This is a genomic window from Nocardia terpenica, assembly GCF_013186535.1.
Classification (GTDB): domain Bacteria; phylum Actinomycetota; class Actinomycetes; order Mycobacteriales; family Mycobacteriaceae; genus Nocardia; species Nocardia terpenica.
In genome coordinates this window covers 47,011-59,673 of record NZ_JABMCZ010000005.1, presented here as the reverse complement: position 1 = coordinate 59,673, position 12,663 = coordinate 47,011, and the positions used below count along the sequence as shown (strand labels likewise).

Genomic DNA, 12,663 nt, shown 5'->3' with positions numbered 1-12,663 from the left:
GGATGGGGATGGCAGTGCGACGATCGGCCCGCAGCGCAGGGGTGCTGGTGTTGCTCGCGGTGGCGGCGGCAGCGTGTGACAGCGGCCCGGACGAGGCGTCGGTGGCGGCGGCGCGGTCCTCGGCGTACGCGGCGCTGACGTCGTCGGCGGCGGCCGCGGCCGCCAGTAGCGCGAACAGGCCGCCGATTCCCACGGCCGCGCAGCTGGATTCCCAGATCAAGCGGGCGCTGGATCCGTCGCTGCCCGACAGCGACCGCACCGCGCTGATCCAGGACGGGGCGGCGTTCACAGACGCGATCCCGGACATGTACAAGGCGATGCACGACAATCCGCGCGCGGTGTACGGGGTGACCGATCCGGTGTTCGACAACCACGACGGCACCCTGACCGCGACCATGCGCCTGGACAAGGACGGGACCGGGGACAACGTGCGCACCACGATCGTGCACTTCGTGGATGTGGACGGGATGTGGAAGATCTCCCGCGATGATCTGTGCGGGATTCTGCGCTCGGCCGATTACAAGACCCCGGCCTGCGGCTGAGTCCGGGCATGCTGGAGGTGGGGCTGCTGCGGTGGGGGCGGTTCGTGCACCGGCACCGGCTGCTGGTGTTCGCGGTGTTGCTGGTCGCGGTGGCGGCGTCCGGGTTCTATGGGCGGGATCTGGGGTCGCGGCTGACGCAGGGCGGCTGGTTCGACGAGCACAGCGAGTCGGTGGTGGCCTCGCAGCTGGCCGACCGCACCTTCGGCCGCGACCGCGACGCCGATGTGATCGTCCTCTACACCGCCCCGCCGGGCGCCACGGTGGACACGCCGTCGGTGCGGGAGGCGGTGGCCGCGGCGCTGGCGCGGCTGCGGGCGGCCCATCCCGACCGGATCCAGAAGATCGACAGCTATTTCGACGGCCCGATGATGGGCGCGTTCGCCGACGCGTCGCGCACGCACGCGTTCGCGAGCATCGGGTTGCGCGGCGCGGACACCGAGACGGTGACCAATTATCTGGCCATCGAGCACGATCTGGGTGCGGGCGCGGCGGGGGCGGGGCCGGGGGGCACGACGGTGCGGCTGGCGGGGTTGCAGCCGGTGGTGGAGGGCATCAATATCGGGATGCAGCGCGATATCCACCGGGCGGAGCTGATCGCGCTGCCGCTGGTGGCGATCCTGCTGTATTTCGTGTTCGGCGGGGTGGTGGGGGCGCTGCTGCCGGTGTTGATCGGGGGGATGACGATTCTGGGCAGCCAGGGCATCATGCGGCTGCTCACCGCGCACATCCAGGTGAACGTGTTCGCCAGCGCGGTGGTCACTTTGGTGAGTCTGGGTTTGGCGATCGATTACGGGTTGTTCGCGGTGACCCGGTTCCGGGAGGAGTTGGCGGGCGGGCGCAGTGTGGAGGAGGCCACCGCCCGCACGGTGGCCACGGCGGGGCGCACGGTGTTGTTCTCGGCGGCGATCATCGCGGTGAGCCTGGGGGCGTTGTTCATCTATCCGAACGGGGTGCTGCGGTCGGTGCCCTACGGGGGGATCAGTTCGGTGCTGCTGGCGGCGGTGTTGTCGGTGACGGCGTTGCCGGCGGCGTTGAGTATCGTGGGGCGGCGCATCGATCTGTGGGGGTGGGGCCGGTTCGCCGGTATCCGCACCGCCGAGCAGATCGATCGCGGGTTCTTCGCGCGGCTGGCCGATGTGGCGATGCGCCGCCCGGCGCGGGTGATCGTGCCGGTGCTGGGGTTGCTGCTGGTGTTGCTGATTCCGTTCCGGCACATCGCTTTCGGGGGGTTGAGCGAACGCTATCTGGCGGCCGACAATCCGGCGCGGGTGGCGCAGGAGCAGTTCGACGCGTTGTTCCCGGATTTCCGGACCGAGCCGTTGAAGCTGGTGGTGGTGGGCGCGGATGCGCGGCAGCTGTCCGATATCCGGTTTCAGGCGAATTTCGCGCCGGGGCTGACCGGTCCGTTCGAGGCGGCGGCCCCGACCACCGACGGGGTGAATGTGCTGCAGACCGGGCTGGTGCGCAAGAGCGACGCGGACGCGGCGATCGCCACGCTGCGCGCGATCGCGGCGCCGCCGGGGGTGCGGGTGATGGTGGCGGGGGTGCCGGCGCTGGAGTACGACGCGATTCACGGCCTGTTGGGCGGGTTGCCGCTGCTGATCGCGATCCTGGTGGCGGCGGCGATCGTGTTGATGTATGCGGCGTTTCGGTCGCTGGTGCTGGCGGTGAAGGCGGTGGTGTTCAGCGCGCTGTCGCTGGGCGCCGCGCTGGGCGTTTTGACCTGGATCTTCGTGGAGGGGCACGGGGCGGGGCTGTTCGGGTTCACGCCGCAGCCGCTGATGTTCGCGGTGCTGGTGTTGATCGTGGCGGTGCTGTTCGGGTTGTCGACCGATTACGAGGTGTTTCTGCAGTCGCGGATGGCCGAGGCGCGGGCGGCGGGTGCGCCCCCGGCGGCGGCGGTCCGGTACGGGATCGCGCACACCGGCGGTGTGATCACCTCCGCCGCGGCGATTCTCATCGTGGTGACCGGCGCGTTCGGTTTCTCGGATCTGGTGTTGATGAAGTACATCGCCTACGGCATGATCGCGGCCTTGGTGCTGGACGCCACCGTGATTCGGATGCTGCTGACCCCGGCGGTGCTGAAACTGGTGTGGCGCTGAGTCAGGCGGTGTGGCGGGGTTCGGGCCCGGCGAAGGCGGCGGCCGCGCCGAGGGCCAGGTAGATCAGGCCGGTGGCGTAGCGCTGGCGGCGGCGGAAGGCGGGGCGTTCGCGCAGCCAGCCGCCGATCGAGCCGGCGCCGATGGCGTACACGAAGTCCGCGACCAGCCCGATGAGCGCGGTGATCAGCCCGAGCACGGCCATCTGCAGCGGTACCGCGCCCGCGCCGCGGTCGACGAATTGCGGCAGGAAGGCGAGGAAGAACAGGATCACCTTCGGGTTGAACAGGTTCACCAGCATCCCGTCCAGATACACCCGGTGCGGTGGACGCGCCTGCACCGCAACCTTGTTCGGCTCGTCCCCGCCGCGCAGCGTCCGGTAGGCCAGATACACCAGATACGCCGCGCCCGCGTAGCGCAGCACCCCGAACGCGGTGGCCGAGGCGGCGATCAGCGCCGACAGTCCCGCGGCGGCGGCCGCGACGTGCACCAGCGTCCCGGTCTCGACGCCGAGCGCCGACAGCATTCCGGCGCGTCGTCCTTCGGCGATGCTGCGCGCGGTGATGTAGAGGTGGTTGGGGCCGGGGATCGCGATCAGGGTGAGGGCTGCCAGCACGAACAGCAGAGGGTGATGCATTCCCCCGACGGTAGCGGGGATCGGGGCCGGTGCCCAGCGGTGGTCGCGGCCGCGGGGCTACGGGCACGACGCGGTCGGTGGTCGCCGGATCCCGACCAGATCGCGCCATTCCTGTGGGGTGAGGTCGGTGCCCGCACGGTCGCAGGCGGTGCGGACGAGGGTGTCGGGTGCGATGTCGTGGTCGGTGAGGGTGCCTTCGGGGGCGCGCCAGGATCCGGTGGCGGTAAGGAGGTGTTTTCCGTTGTGCGACAGTGCGAGTCCGGTCATGCCCGCGGCGGCGGGGCCGCCCGGGATGGTGGCGAGGTTCGTGCCGGTGCGCAGGTCGTCGAGGATGATCGAGCCCGCGTCGTCCAGGTGGGCGACGACGGTGGCGGCGTCGTCGGCGGCCAAGGATTCCCAGTGGCCGGGTGGGCCGATGCCGGTGAGGGTGCGCAGGCGGGTCGAGCCGTTCTCGGTCCACACCTCGAGGTCGCGGCCGCGGTGGATCAGCAGCTGCGGGCCCGCGTAGGCGAGGGCGGTGACATCGCGGCCGTCGAGGTGTGCCGCGATGCCCAGGGTGGCCGAGTCGACGATGGTGACGTCGCGGCGGCTGAGGTAGGCGGCGAAGCGCCGGTTCGATACGACCGGGCCGTAGCCGGTGGCCGGGGCGGGGGCGGTGCGCTGTGCGGTGATCGCGCCGGTTGATGTGTTCTGTGCGGAGAGGGTGCCGTTCGCGTCGAGCGACAGCACCGTGGCGGGGTCGGGCCCGGACCAGGCGCCGCTCAGCACCGCCTCGGGCGACGGAGCGGTGAGGACGGCGAGCGGGGGTGGGGTCGGCGAATCGGGTTGGGCCCGTTGATGAGTGAGCAGCACCGGGTGCGCCGGATCCGGCCAGGCGGGCATGCCGTCGACGGGCACGGATCGGCCGGGTGCACTGCTGAGCGGGAGTGGCCGGACAACGGTGAAGCGATACTTCGCGTTCTCCTCGCGGTCGATATCGGTCGAGTCGGGGGCTTGGCCGTTGTCCACGCCGCTGGAGACGATGATCTCGGTGTCGGTGGGGGAGATCTGCACCGTCGGGCGCGGACAGGCGTTGCACACCTGGGGGATCGCGGCGGCGGCGGTGACCGACAGCCGGTCGATCTGATCGGTGTCCCACAGGATCAGGTGGTCACCGGTCGCGGCGAGCACCCGGTGACCGGAGTCGCCCAGAAAGCGGATGAGGTCGCCGGATCGGATCTGTGCCCCGGTGAGCCGGACGGCGGCGGGCCGGGGTGTCGCGGCGGCGGCGATCGGCGCGAGGTAGATGCTGCCGTCGGGGGCGAGCAGGGCGGCGGTGTCGCCGTTGCGGTCCAGTACCGCCGGGGGTTCGACGCCGGTGGCGGGGGTGATCGCCGACAGTGTCGCCGCGATGTCGTCGGCCGGGAATCGTTTCGGTCCGTGGAGCCGGTAGATGTCGGTGGCGCCGCCGTTGTTGCTGGCGCTGTAGAGCTCGCCGTTGCCGGAGGGTCGTCCGATCAGACCGTCGGCGAGGTCGGGTAGTTCGCCGATGCCGGTGTCCTCGACCGTTCCGTCCCGGACTCGGATGCGCACCCAGTAGGCGTGGTCGAGCAGGAGCAGGTCGTCGTCGGACAGCGGCAGCACCGTTCGCACACCGAGGCCGGGCACACCGGCCTGGGCGATCAGCGCGTCGGTGGCGAAGCGGTCCCGCAGCCGCCCGGATCCGCTGTCGTAGAGCAGCAGTGCCCCGGACGCGGGGGCGGTCGTGGTGGTCTGCACCGCCACGACGGCGCCGGAGGGCAGGACGGTCACCTGCTGCGGTGTCAGGCCGTCGGGCACGGCGAGATCGAGGGGGCCGCCGGTCTTTCGCCACAGGCGCAGGTGGGTTCCGGCGGCGGCGGCGATCACCGTGGCGTCGGCGCTGACCGCGATCGAGGACAGCGGCGGGGCCAGGCTCGTGATCGGGGCGAGCGTTCGATCGGTCGCGGTCCAGGCGACGAGTTGCCCGTCGCCGAGTCCGGCCACCGCGGTCCGGCCGTCGGCGCTGGTTTCCAGCTGCGTGATCGGGGCCGGGGTGGTGACGCCGCGCACCAGGGTGGGGCTGGCCAGGTTCGCGCGGTACAGGGCGGCGAGGGTGTTCGGATCGGGGGCGGTGCGGTAGGCGGCGACGGCCAGCAGCAGCGCGGCACGCGCGTCGGTGGCGGCGTGGCCGTCGGCGACCGAGGCCATCAGCCGGGTCGACGCGATCCGCGCCTGGTCGTCGGCGGTGTTCTTCTGGCCGACGGCGATGCGGGCGATCACCCCGGCCGCCACGAGCAGCGCGGCGAGCACGAGCGCCACCGCCCGCGCCCAGCGCAGGTTACGGCGGGTGTCGCGCAGGCCCTCGGATGTCAGGTCGTCTTCGCGCATGCCGCGCACGACCGCGGCGATACTGACCGCGGCACTGTCGATATCGGGGTCGCGGCCGGAGTCGTGCCATGGAATCGTCTTCCACACCGGTTCGTCGGGGAAGGTGCCGAGCAGGCGCGGCGGGAGGGCGGTGGACCGGTCGGGGTCCCAGTCGCCGCGCCGCTCGTCCCAGACCAGGGCGCCGTCGGAGACCACCAGCAGCAGGGTGTCGACCGAGCGGTGGGTGAGCCACCAGTCGATTTCGCGGTCGACCCAGGTGGAGCGGCGCGCCTCGGGTGAGGCGATGACGACCAGCCAGCGTGAGCGGGCCAGTCCGGCTTCGATTTTCGCGCGCAGCCGCGGCCCGACCGAGATGCCGCTGTAGTCGAGGAAGATGCGCACGCGCGGCGGCCGGTACCAGGGCCGGGACTGTTTTTCGATGGCGCGCTGCAGGCGGGGCAGCAGGCGGCGGTCGCGGTCGCCGCTGTAGGAGAAGAACGCGCCGTATCCGGTGTCGGCGCGGACGAGCCGGTAGCGGAGCAGTGTGGAGCGCACGGCCGCAACAGTCATCGAAACCCCCTCCGCGGCACTGTCAGGGTAGCAGTGCCGCGGCCGTCGGGTTTTCACTCGGAAAGATCTGGGAGCGCACCGGTTTCGTGCCGGTCGGGTTGTTTCAGCGGCGGACGGGTAGGACGAGTTGGGCGCCGGTGACGGGGTGGTCGAGGACTTCGACGGGGTGGGCGTAGACGTGGGTGAGCAGGTCGGTGGTGAGGGTGGCGCGGGGTGGGCCGTCGGCGGCGAGGCGGCCGTGGTGCACGACGGCGACGCGGTCGGCGTAGGCGGCGGCGACGCCGAGGTCGTGCAGGACGACGACCACGGCGGCGCCGGCGGTGGCGCGGTCGCGGGCCAGGTGCAGGACCTGTTCCTGGTGGCCGAGGTCGAGGGCGGCGGTGGGTTCGTCCAGCAGCAGGGTGGGGGTGTCCTGGGCGAGGACGCGGGCCAGCGCGACGCGGGCGCGTTCGCCGCCGGACAGGGCCGGGAACGGGCGGGCGGCCAGGTGGGTGACGTCGGTGGCGGTCATCGCGGCGGCGATCGCGGCCTCGTCGCGGTCCTGACGGGGGGTGCGGGCCCAGGGGGCGCGGCCCATGGCGACGACCTCGCGGGCGGTGAACGGGAAGCCGACGGTGTGGTTCTGGGGCAGGACCGCGCGGCGGCGGGCCATGTCCACCGCGCTCCGGTGGGCGAGTGCCCGCCCGTCGAGTTCGACTGTGCCGGTGGCGGGTTCGAGTTCCCCGGCGAGCGCCGCGAGCAGTGTCGACTTGCCCGCCCCGTTGGGTCCGACCAGGGCGAGGATCTGCCCGGCGACGACGTCGAGGTCGATGTGGTCGAGGACCCTGCGCCCGGCCCCGCGATCGACGCTCACCTTCCGGGCGCGCATCGTCACCGTCCCGGGCCGCGGCGTCTCCGGAATCCCGTGCGCCCGACCGAAGATCGTGGTCAGCCCACGCAGTGCGCTACTCATGGCCATCCTCCCGGCGCAGGCCCGCCGCCGCTGCGCCGGTGATCGAGCGTCGCGCCCTACGCATGTCCGCCCTCCCGCTCGAGGTGCACCGTGGTCATGCCCAGCCTCCCGAGCGGGCGCGGGTGCGGCGCAGCAGCCAGAAGAAGAAGGGGCCGCCGACGAGGGAGGTGAGCATGCCCAGGGGCAGGTCGGCGTTGGTGACCAGGGAGCGGGCGCCGATGTCGGCGGCGAGCAGCACGACCGCGCCGAGGATGGCCGAGATGGGGATGAGCACGCGGTGGGCGGGGCCGACGAGCATGCGGACCACGTGCGGCACGATCAGGCCCACGAACAGTACGACGCCGGTGAAGGCGACCCCGGCGGTGGCCAGCACGGCGACCACGACGATCACGTTGCGCCGCAACCGTTCCACGTCGACACCGAGGTGGCGGGCGGCGGATTCGCCGAGGGCCAGCAGGTCCAGGCGGGGTGCGAGCAGCACGGCGGCGGCGACGCCGAGCGCGGTGAGCGGCGCGACCACCGCCACCGACTGCCAGGTGGCGCCGTTGAGGCTGCCCATCTGCCAGAACACGATCTGATCGCGCGCCGCCGGGGACGCGGTGAACAGCAGAAACGATTGCAGTCCCCCCGCGAACGCGTTGACCGCGACCCCGGTGAGCACCAGCGTGACGGTCTCGGTCCGCCCGCGTGACCGCGACAGCAGATACACCAGCAGCGTGGTGCCCAGCCCGGCGACGAACGCGCCCCCGGCGACCGACCAGGCCGCCGCGAACGCGCCGCCGACCACGATCACGATGCCCGCGCCGACCGCGGCTCCCGCGGACACGCCGATCACGCCGGGCTCGGCGAGCGGGTTCGCGAACACCCCCTGCAACAGGGCGCCCGCCGTCGCGAGCGCGGACCCGACGAACACGGCCAGCACCACGCGCGGGAACCGCACCTGCCACAGCGTCACGTCTCCGGCGGGATGGCGGGGCAGCGGCCCCCAGTCCAGGCCGATGCGGTGCAGCACGCTGCCCGCGACCTCGAGCGGGGTGGTGGGCACCTGCCCGATCGCCGCCGACGCCAGCGCCAGCGCCACCAGCGCCGCCACCGATACCGCGAACACGATCGCCACCCGCGACCACCGCTTCGTCGGCGGCGCCGCGGCCGTTTCCGGTATTCGACCCGGGTCGGTCCCGGGGGAGGTGGTCGGGTCGATCATGCGTGCTCGGTGCCGTAGACGGCCTTGGTGAGGGCGGCCAGGGCGCGGCCGGTGTTGGGGCCGAAGCTGATGACGACGGCGTCGGACATGTCGACGACGCGTTTGTTGTGTCCGGCGGGGGTCTGGGCGATGCCGGGGACCTTCTGCAGGCCGTCGACGCCGCCGACGGAGCCGAGGCCGTCGGACATGACCAGCAGCACGTCGGGGGCGGCGGCGATCATGGCCTCGCTGGTGATCGGGGTGTAGGGCTCGGTGAGCTTGACGGCGGTACCCGCGTCGATGCCGCCGATGGCGGCGATCATGGCGTCGCCGCCGGAGCCGGGGCCGCCGAGGAAGGTGATGGCGGCGCTGCGCAGGTACAGGAACGCGATCTTCAGCGGCGGATTCCGGTGGGGCACGGCGGCTTCGGCCGCGGCGATCTCGTCGTGGGTGCGCTGGGCGAGGGCGCGGCCCGGGCCGGGCACCCCGAGCGCGGCGGCGACGGCCTCGATCTGCGGCACCACGCCGTCGAGGGTGCGTTGCGGGTCGAAGTAGACGACGGTGATGCCGAGGGCGCGCAGCTGGTCGCGCAGGGTCGGGGTGGCGCTGACGGTGTCGGTGAGGAACACCGTGGGCCGTTGCGCGGCAACGGCTTCCACATTGATGCTGCCGTTGCCGCTCGCGACGGAGGGCACGTCGCGCACGGCGGGGAACGACGCGGCGGTGGAGCGGCCGATCAGGTTCGGGCCCAGTCCCAGCGCGTAGACGGTCTGGGCGAGGGTGCCGAAGCGGTCGACGGCGATGATGCGGCTGACGTCGGTGACGGTGACGTCGGCGCCGTCGAAGGAGTGCACGGTCGCGGGCAGCACCGGGGTGGGCGCGGGCCCGATGGGCACCGGGTCCGGGTCGCCGATCGAGGCGGTCGCGGGCCCCTGCTGCCCGGCGCGCGCCGCGGTCGTCGCGGGCCCGCAGGCGGCCACCCCGGCGAGCAGCGCCGCGCCGAGGGCCGCCACCAGCAGGCGGGCGGACACGGCGCGGACACGGTCGAAACGGCTCATGAAGGCAAGCCTAAGTGGTGGCGGTGACCGGCCCGCAGCGGCCCGCCCCTCTACCCGCGGCTCACGTCGTCGAGGGCGGCGGCGATGGCGCGGGGCAGTTCCAGGGTTTCGGCGGCGAGGATGCCGGTGAGCTGGCCGATGTCGCGGGCGCCGACGATGAGGCCGGCGACGGTGGGCCGGTCGCGGATCCAGGCCAGCGCCACCGCCAGCGGTGAGGTGCCGAGCCCGTCGGCGGCGGTGACCAGGGCGTCGACGACGCGGGCGGCGTGCTCGTCGAGGTGGTCGCGCAGCTCGGCGCCCGCGGTCTCGTCGGCGCCGCGGGAGTCGGCGGGCACGCCGTCGCGGTATTTGCCGGTGAGGATGCCGCCGGCGAGGGCGGTGGTGGCGATCAGGCCGACGCCGTGGTGGTGGGCCGCGGGCACCAGGTCGCGTTCGGGGCCGCGGGCCAGCAGCGAGTACGGGTGCTGGGCGGCGGTGATCGGCGCGCCCGCGGCGAAGGTGGCCAGCTGCCAGGCCGACAGGCCGCGCACCCCGGCGTAGCGGACCTTGCCGGAGCGGACCGCGTCCTCGACGGTGGCGGTGATCTCCTCGAGCGGGGTGAGCGGATCCCAGGCGGCCACGCTCCACAGGTCGAGGTGGTCGGTGCCGAGTTCGGCGAGGGTGTGGTCGAGCTGGCGCAGCAGGGTGCGCCGGGAGGCGTCGACGGTCCAGTGCAGGTCGCTGGCCGGGCCGCCGGCCGGGTCGGTGATGCCGGGCACCGGCGCCAGGCCCGCGCAGCCGCTGAGCACCAGGTCGCCGCGCGGGACGATCTCGTCGACGAGGGTGCCCAGGATGCGCTGGGCGGCGCCGCCCTGGTAGGCGGGGGAGGTGTCGACCAGGGTGCCGCCGGCCTCCACGAAGGCCACCAGTTGCGCCGACGCGTCCTCGGCGTCGGTCTCCTTGCCCCAGGTGTGGGTGGCCAGCCCTATCCGGGACACCCGTAATCCGCTGCGCCCGACCGCTCGCTGTTCCATCACCGTGCCCACACTTCCGTCACGGGTAAAGAGCCTAGGGCCCCAACCGGTTCGGGTCCGGCTATGCCCCCGCGAACCGCCGGACCGATCGGTCGGCAGGTTGGCCACCCGGGGGCGGTCGCTGCGAAATTGCGCCGCATGCGCCCAGGCAGCGGCTGGTCCGGACGGCACCCGCGCACCCCTACGGCTGCGCCGAACCGACCGCCTGCTCCGGAAATTCGCGCCGCGTGTCGCGAATTCGCCCCCGGCACACGGCGTGTCGCGGCTGCGGCGGGCCGGGCTCGTGCATACCGGTCCGTTACCGCGCCCGGTCCCACCGTGCGTTGTCGGTCGGATCGGTCCTCGCCCTGCGACGGCCGTCCCGAGGCCCCGTGGCGGTCGTCTCGAGGCCGCCCGCTCCCGCTGGTGGTACCGCCTCTGCGACTTCGCATTCCGTGCACGGTCGGTGCCGCGCCGGTCCCGGTCGGTCCGGACCGCAGCCGCCATATTCCGGTGGTCGACGAGACGGACACGGCTGCGGTGGGTCGGCCCGGACGAGTCCCGGACGCGGGCCTGCGGGTGGCCTGCCGGTGAGCTCGGTGCCGTCACGCCCCGCAGGTTTGCCGTGGATGCGAATTCGCACGTCGTGCAAGGAATGGGACGTATCGGCGAGGACCGGGACCGCCGGGGTCGGGGAAGCGGGCTCGCGCGTGGCGATTTCGCTGGCAGCGAAGCGGACAGGCGGGCCGCGGCGGGGGCGTGCGCGGTGAAAGTGCTTGTGGGCCCCCATGATCACCGGTGCGGGGGGTGTGAGGCGGGCCGGAAAAGGGCGGGGCGGGGGTCGTGGTCGGCTGGCGGGGGCGGGGGCATCGCCTAGGCTGGGCAGCATGACGGTGATCCTGCTGCGGCACGGGGTGTCGACCTCGAACACCGCGCGCACCCTGGCCGGCCGCAGCCCGGGGGTCGATCTCACCGACCGCGGCCGCGAGCAGGCCCAGGCGGTGGCCCAGCGGCTGGCGACGCTGCCGATCGAGTACATCGTGCATTCGCCGCTGTTGCGCTGCACCCGCACGATCGGCCCGCTGGCCGACAAACTGGGCCTGGAACCCGACCCCGACGAGCGGCTGCTCGAGGTCGACTACGGCGACTGGACCGGCCGCCCGCTGGCCGAGCTGGTCACCGAGCCGCTGTGGAAGGTGGTGCAGCGGCACGCCTCCGGCGCGGTGTTCCCCGCCGGGGAGGGTCTGGCGCAGGTGCAGCAGCGGGCGGTGGCGGCCGTGCGCGCCCGCGACCGCGAGTACGCGCAGCGCCACGGCCGCGACGTGCTGTGGGTGGCCTGCTCGCACGGCGATGTGATCAAGTCGGTGCTGGCCGACGCGTTCGGTATCCATTTGGACGGCTTCCAGCGCCTGGTGGTGGAGCCGGCGTCGATCAGCGTCGTCCGCTACACCCCGACCGCCCCGTTCGTGTGGCGGCTCAACGACACCGGCACCGACCTGTCCGCCCTGGCGGCAACCGGTGAGCAACGGTCCGGGGCGGCGGCGGGACCGGTGCCCGGCGGCGAGGTCGGCGCGGCGGCGGCCGACCCGGTGGAGTCGGTGGGGAACACGGATAATGGGAATGCGGACCGCCCCGATTCGGGTGGCGAGTAGTGCAGTCGGTTTCAGGAGGTGCAGATGGCCCGAGCAATCCATGTATTTCGCACCCCCGATCGTTTCGTCGCCGGAACCGTCGGTGAGCCTGGCGATCGCGCCTTCTATCTGCAGGCTGTGCAGGAGCCCCGGGTGGTCAGCGTGCTGCTGGAGAAGCAGCAGGTGAAGGTGCTGGCCGACCGGATGGGGTTGCTGCTGGACGAGGTGGCGCGCCGGTTCGGCGCGAATGTGCCCCCGCAGGCGGACGAGGTCAGCGACACCGCCCCGCTGCAGATGCCCATCGACGCCGAATTCCGGGTCGGGACAATGGGTTTGGGCTGGGACGCGGATGCCGGGGCGGTGGTGGTCGAGTTGCTGGCGATCACCGAGACCGAGGTCGACGAGTCGGTGGTGCTCGACGACACCGAGGAGGGCCCGGACGCGGTGCGGGTGTTTTTGACCCCGTCGCAGGCGCGGGAGTTCGCGTTGCGGTCGGCGCGGGTGATCGCGGCGGGCCGCCCGCCGTGCCCGCTGTGCGGGGAGCCGCTGTCGTCGAAGGGGCACATGTGCGTGCGCACCAACGGATACAAGCGCGGCGATATCTTCGGCGCGGCCGATCTCGAGGAGTGAGC

The 12,663-nt window shown here is 72.8% G+C and carries 10 protein-coding genes; 4 read left to right on the top strand and 6 right to left on the bottom strand.

All coding sequences use genetic code 11. The features are described from left to right. Nucleotides 1–8: 8 nt before the first annotated feature. Complete coding sequence (locus tag HPY32_RS36140; RefSeq protein WP_067588889.1) at nucleotides 9–542, top strand: WKL family lipoprotein; 534 nt, start codon at nucleotides 9–11, stop codon at nucleotides 540–542. After that, nucleotides 494–2,644, top strand: coding sequence for an MMPL family transporter (locus tag HPY32_RS36135; protein ID WP_309247570.1), 2,151 nt, complete (start codon nucleotides 494–496; stop codon nucleotides 2,642–2,644). The genes HPY32_RS36140 and HPY32_RS36135 overlap by 49 nt, the downstream gene beginning before the upstream one ends. A gap of 1 nt (nucleotide 2,645) precedes the next feature. Here HPY32_RS36135 and HPY32_RS36130 read toward each other — a convergent pair whose 3' ends face one another. The 6 genes from HPY32_RS36130 to HPY32_RS36105 all read right to left on the bottom strand — a co-directional run bounded on the left by HPY32_RS36130 (nucleotide 2,646) and on the right by HPY32_RS36105 (nucleotide 10,421). After that, nucleotides 2,646–3,278, bottom strand: coding sequence for a LysE family translocator (locus HPY32_RS36130; RefSeq protein ID WP_067588891.1), 633 nt, complete (start codon nucleotides 3,276–3,278; stop codon nucleotides 2,646–2,648). Nucleotides 3,279–3,335: 57 nt separating this feature from the next. Next, nucleotides 3,336–6,215, bottom strand: coding sequence for a toll/interleukin-1 receptor domain-containing protein (locus HPY32_RS36125; protein WP_082871459.1), 2,880 nt, complete (start codon nucleotides 6,213–6,215; stop codon nucleotides 3,336–3,338). A gap of 103 nt (nucleotides 6,216–6,318) precedes the next feature. Further along, nucleotides 6,319–7,167 carry a heme ABC transporter ATP-binding protein gene (locus HPY32_RS36120; protein ID WP_067595888.1) on the bottom strand — a complete coding sequence of 283 codons (849 nt, stop codon included), beginning with the start codon at nucleotides 7,165–7,167 and terminating at the stop codon, nucleotides 6,319–6,321. Between the two features lie 94 nt (nucleotides 7,168–7,261). After that, nucleotides 7,262–8,371, bottom strand: coding sequence for a FecCD family ABC transporter permease (locus HPY32_RS36115; RefSeq protein WP_067588895.1), 1,110 nt, complete (start codon nucleotides 8,369–8,371; stop codon nucleotides 7,262–7,264). Continuing rightward, nucleotides 8,368–9,408 carry a heme/hemin ABC transporter substrate-binding protein gene (locus tag HPY32_RS36110; RefSeq protein WP_067588897.1) on the bottom strand — a complete coding sequence of 347 codons (1,041 nt, stop codon included), beginning with the start codon at nucleotides 9,406–9,408 and terminating at the stop codon, nucleotides 8,368–8,370. The genes HPY32_RS36115 and HPY32_RS36110 overlap by 4 nt, the downstream gene beginning before the upstream one ends. Nucleotides 9,409–9,458: 50 nt before the next feature. Beyond that, the gene (locus tag HPY32_RS36105) at nucleotides 9,459–10,421 is read right to left on the bottom strand and encodes an aldo/keto reductase (RefSeq protein ID WP_067595889.1); all 963 of its coding nucleotides are present in this window, start codon (nucleotides 10,419–10,421) and stop codon (nucleotides 9,459–9,461) included. 866 nt (nucleotides 10,422–11,287) lie between these two features. On the opposite strand from HPY32_RS36105, the gene HPY32_RS36100 reads away from it, so the two are divergent. After that, a complete protein-coding gene (locus HPY32_RS36100; protein ID WP_067588899.1) occupies nucleotides 11,288–12,052 on the top strand; it encodes a histidine phosphatase family protein in 765 nt (254 codons plus the stop codon). 24 nt (nucleotides 12,053–12,076) lie between these two features. Next, entirely contained in the window at nucleotides 12,077–12,661 is a 585-nt protein-coding gene (locus tag HPY32_RS36095; protein WP_067595890.1) for a DUF3090 domain-containing protein, read from the top strand. Nucleotides 12,662–12,663 lie beyond the last annotated feature (2 nt).

Coding starts and splice junctions, on each gene's coding strand:
- HPY32_RS36130 (WP_067588891.1), bottom strand. CDS start 3,278: ATGCATCACCCTCTGCTGTTCGTGCTGGCAGCCCTCACCCTGATCGCG.
- HPY32_RS36115 (WP_067588895.1), bottom strand. CDS start 8,371: ATGATCGACCCGACCACCTCCCCCGGGACCGACCCGGGTCGAATACCG.
- HPY32_RS36140 (WP_067588889.1), top strand. CDS start 9: ATGGCAGTGCGACGATCGGCCCGCAGCGCAGGGGTGCTGGTGTTGCTC.
- HPY32_RS36105 (WP_067595889.1), bottom strand. CDS start 10,421: ATGGAACAGCGAGCGGTCGGGCGCAGCGGATTACGGGTGTCCCGGATA.
- HPY32_RS36095 (WP_067595890.1), top strand. CDS start 12,077: ATGGCCCGAGCAATCCATGTATTTCGCACCCCCGATCGTTTCGTCGCC.
- HPY32_RS36125 (WP_082871459.1), bottom strand. CDS start 6,215: ATGACTGTTGCGGCCGTGCGCTCCACACTGCTCCGCTACCGGCTCGTC.
- HPY32_RS36120 (WP_067595888.1), bottom strand. CDS start 7,167: ATGAGTAGCGCACTGCGTGGGCTGACCACGATCTTCGGTCGGGCGCAC.
- HPY32_RS36110 (WP_067588897.1), bottom strand. CDS start 9,408: ATGAGCCGTTTCGACCGTGTCCGCGCCGTGTCCGCCCGCCTGCTGGTG.
- HPY32_RS36100 (WP_067588899.1), top strand. CDS start 11,288: ATGACGGTGATCCTGCTGCGGCACGGGGTGTCGACCTCGAACACCGCG.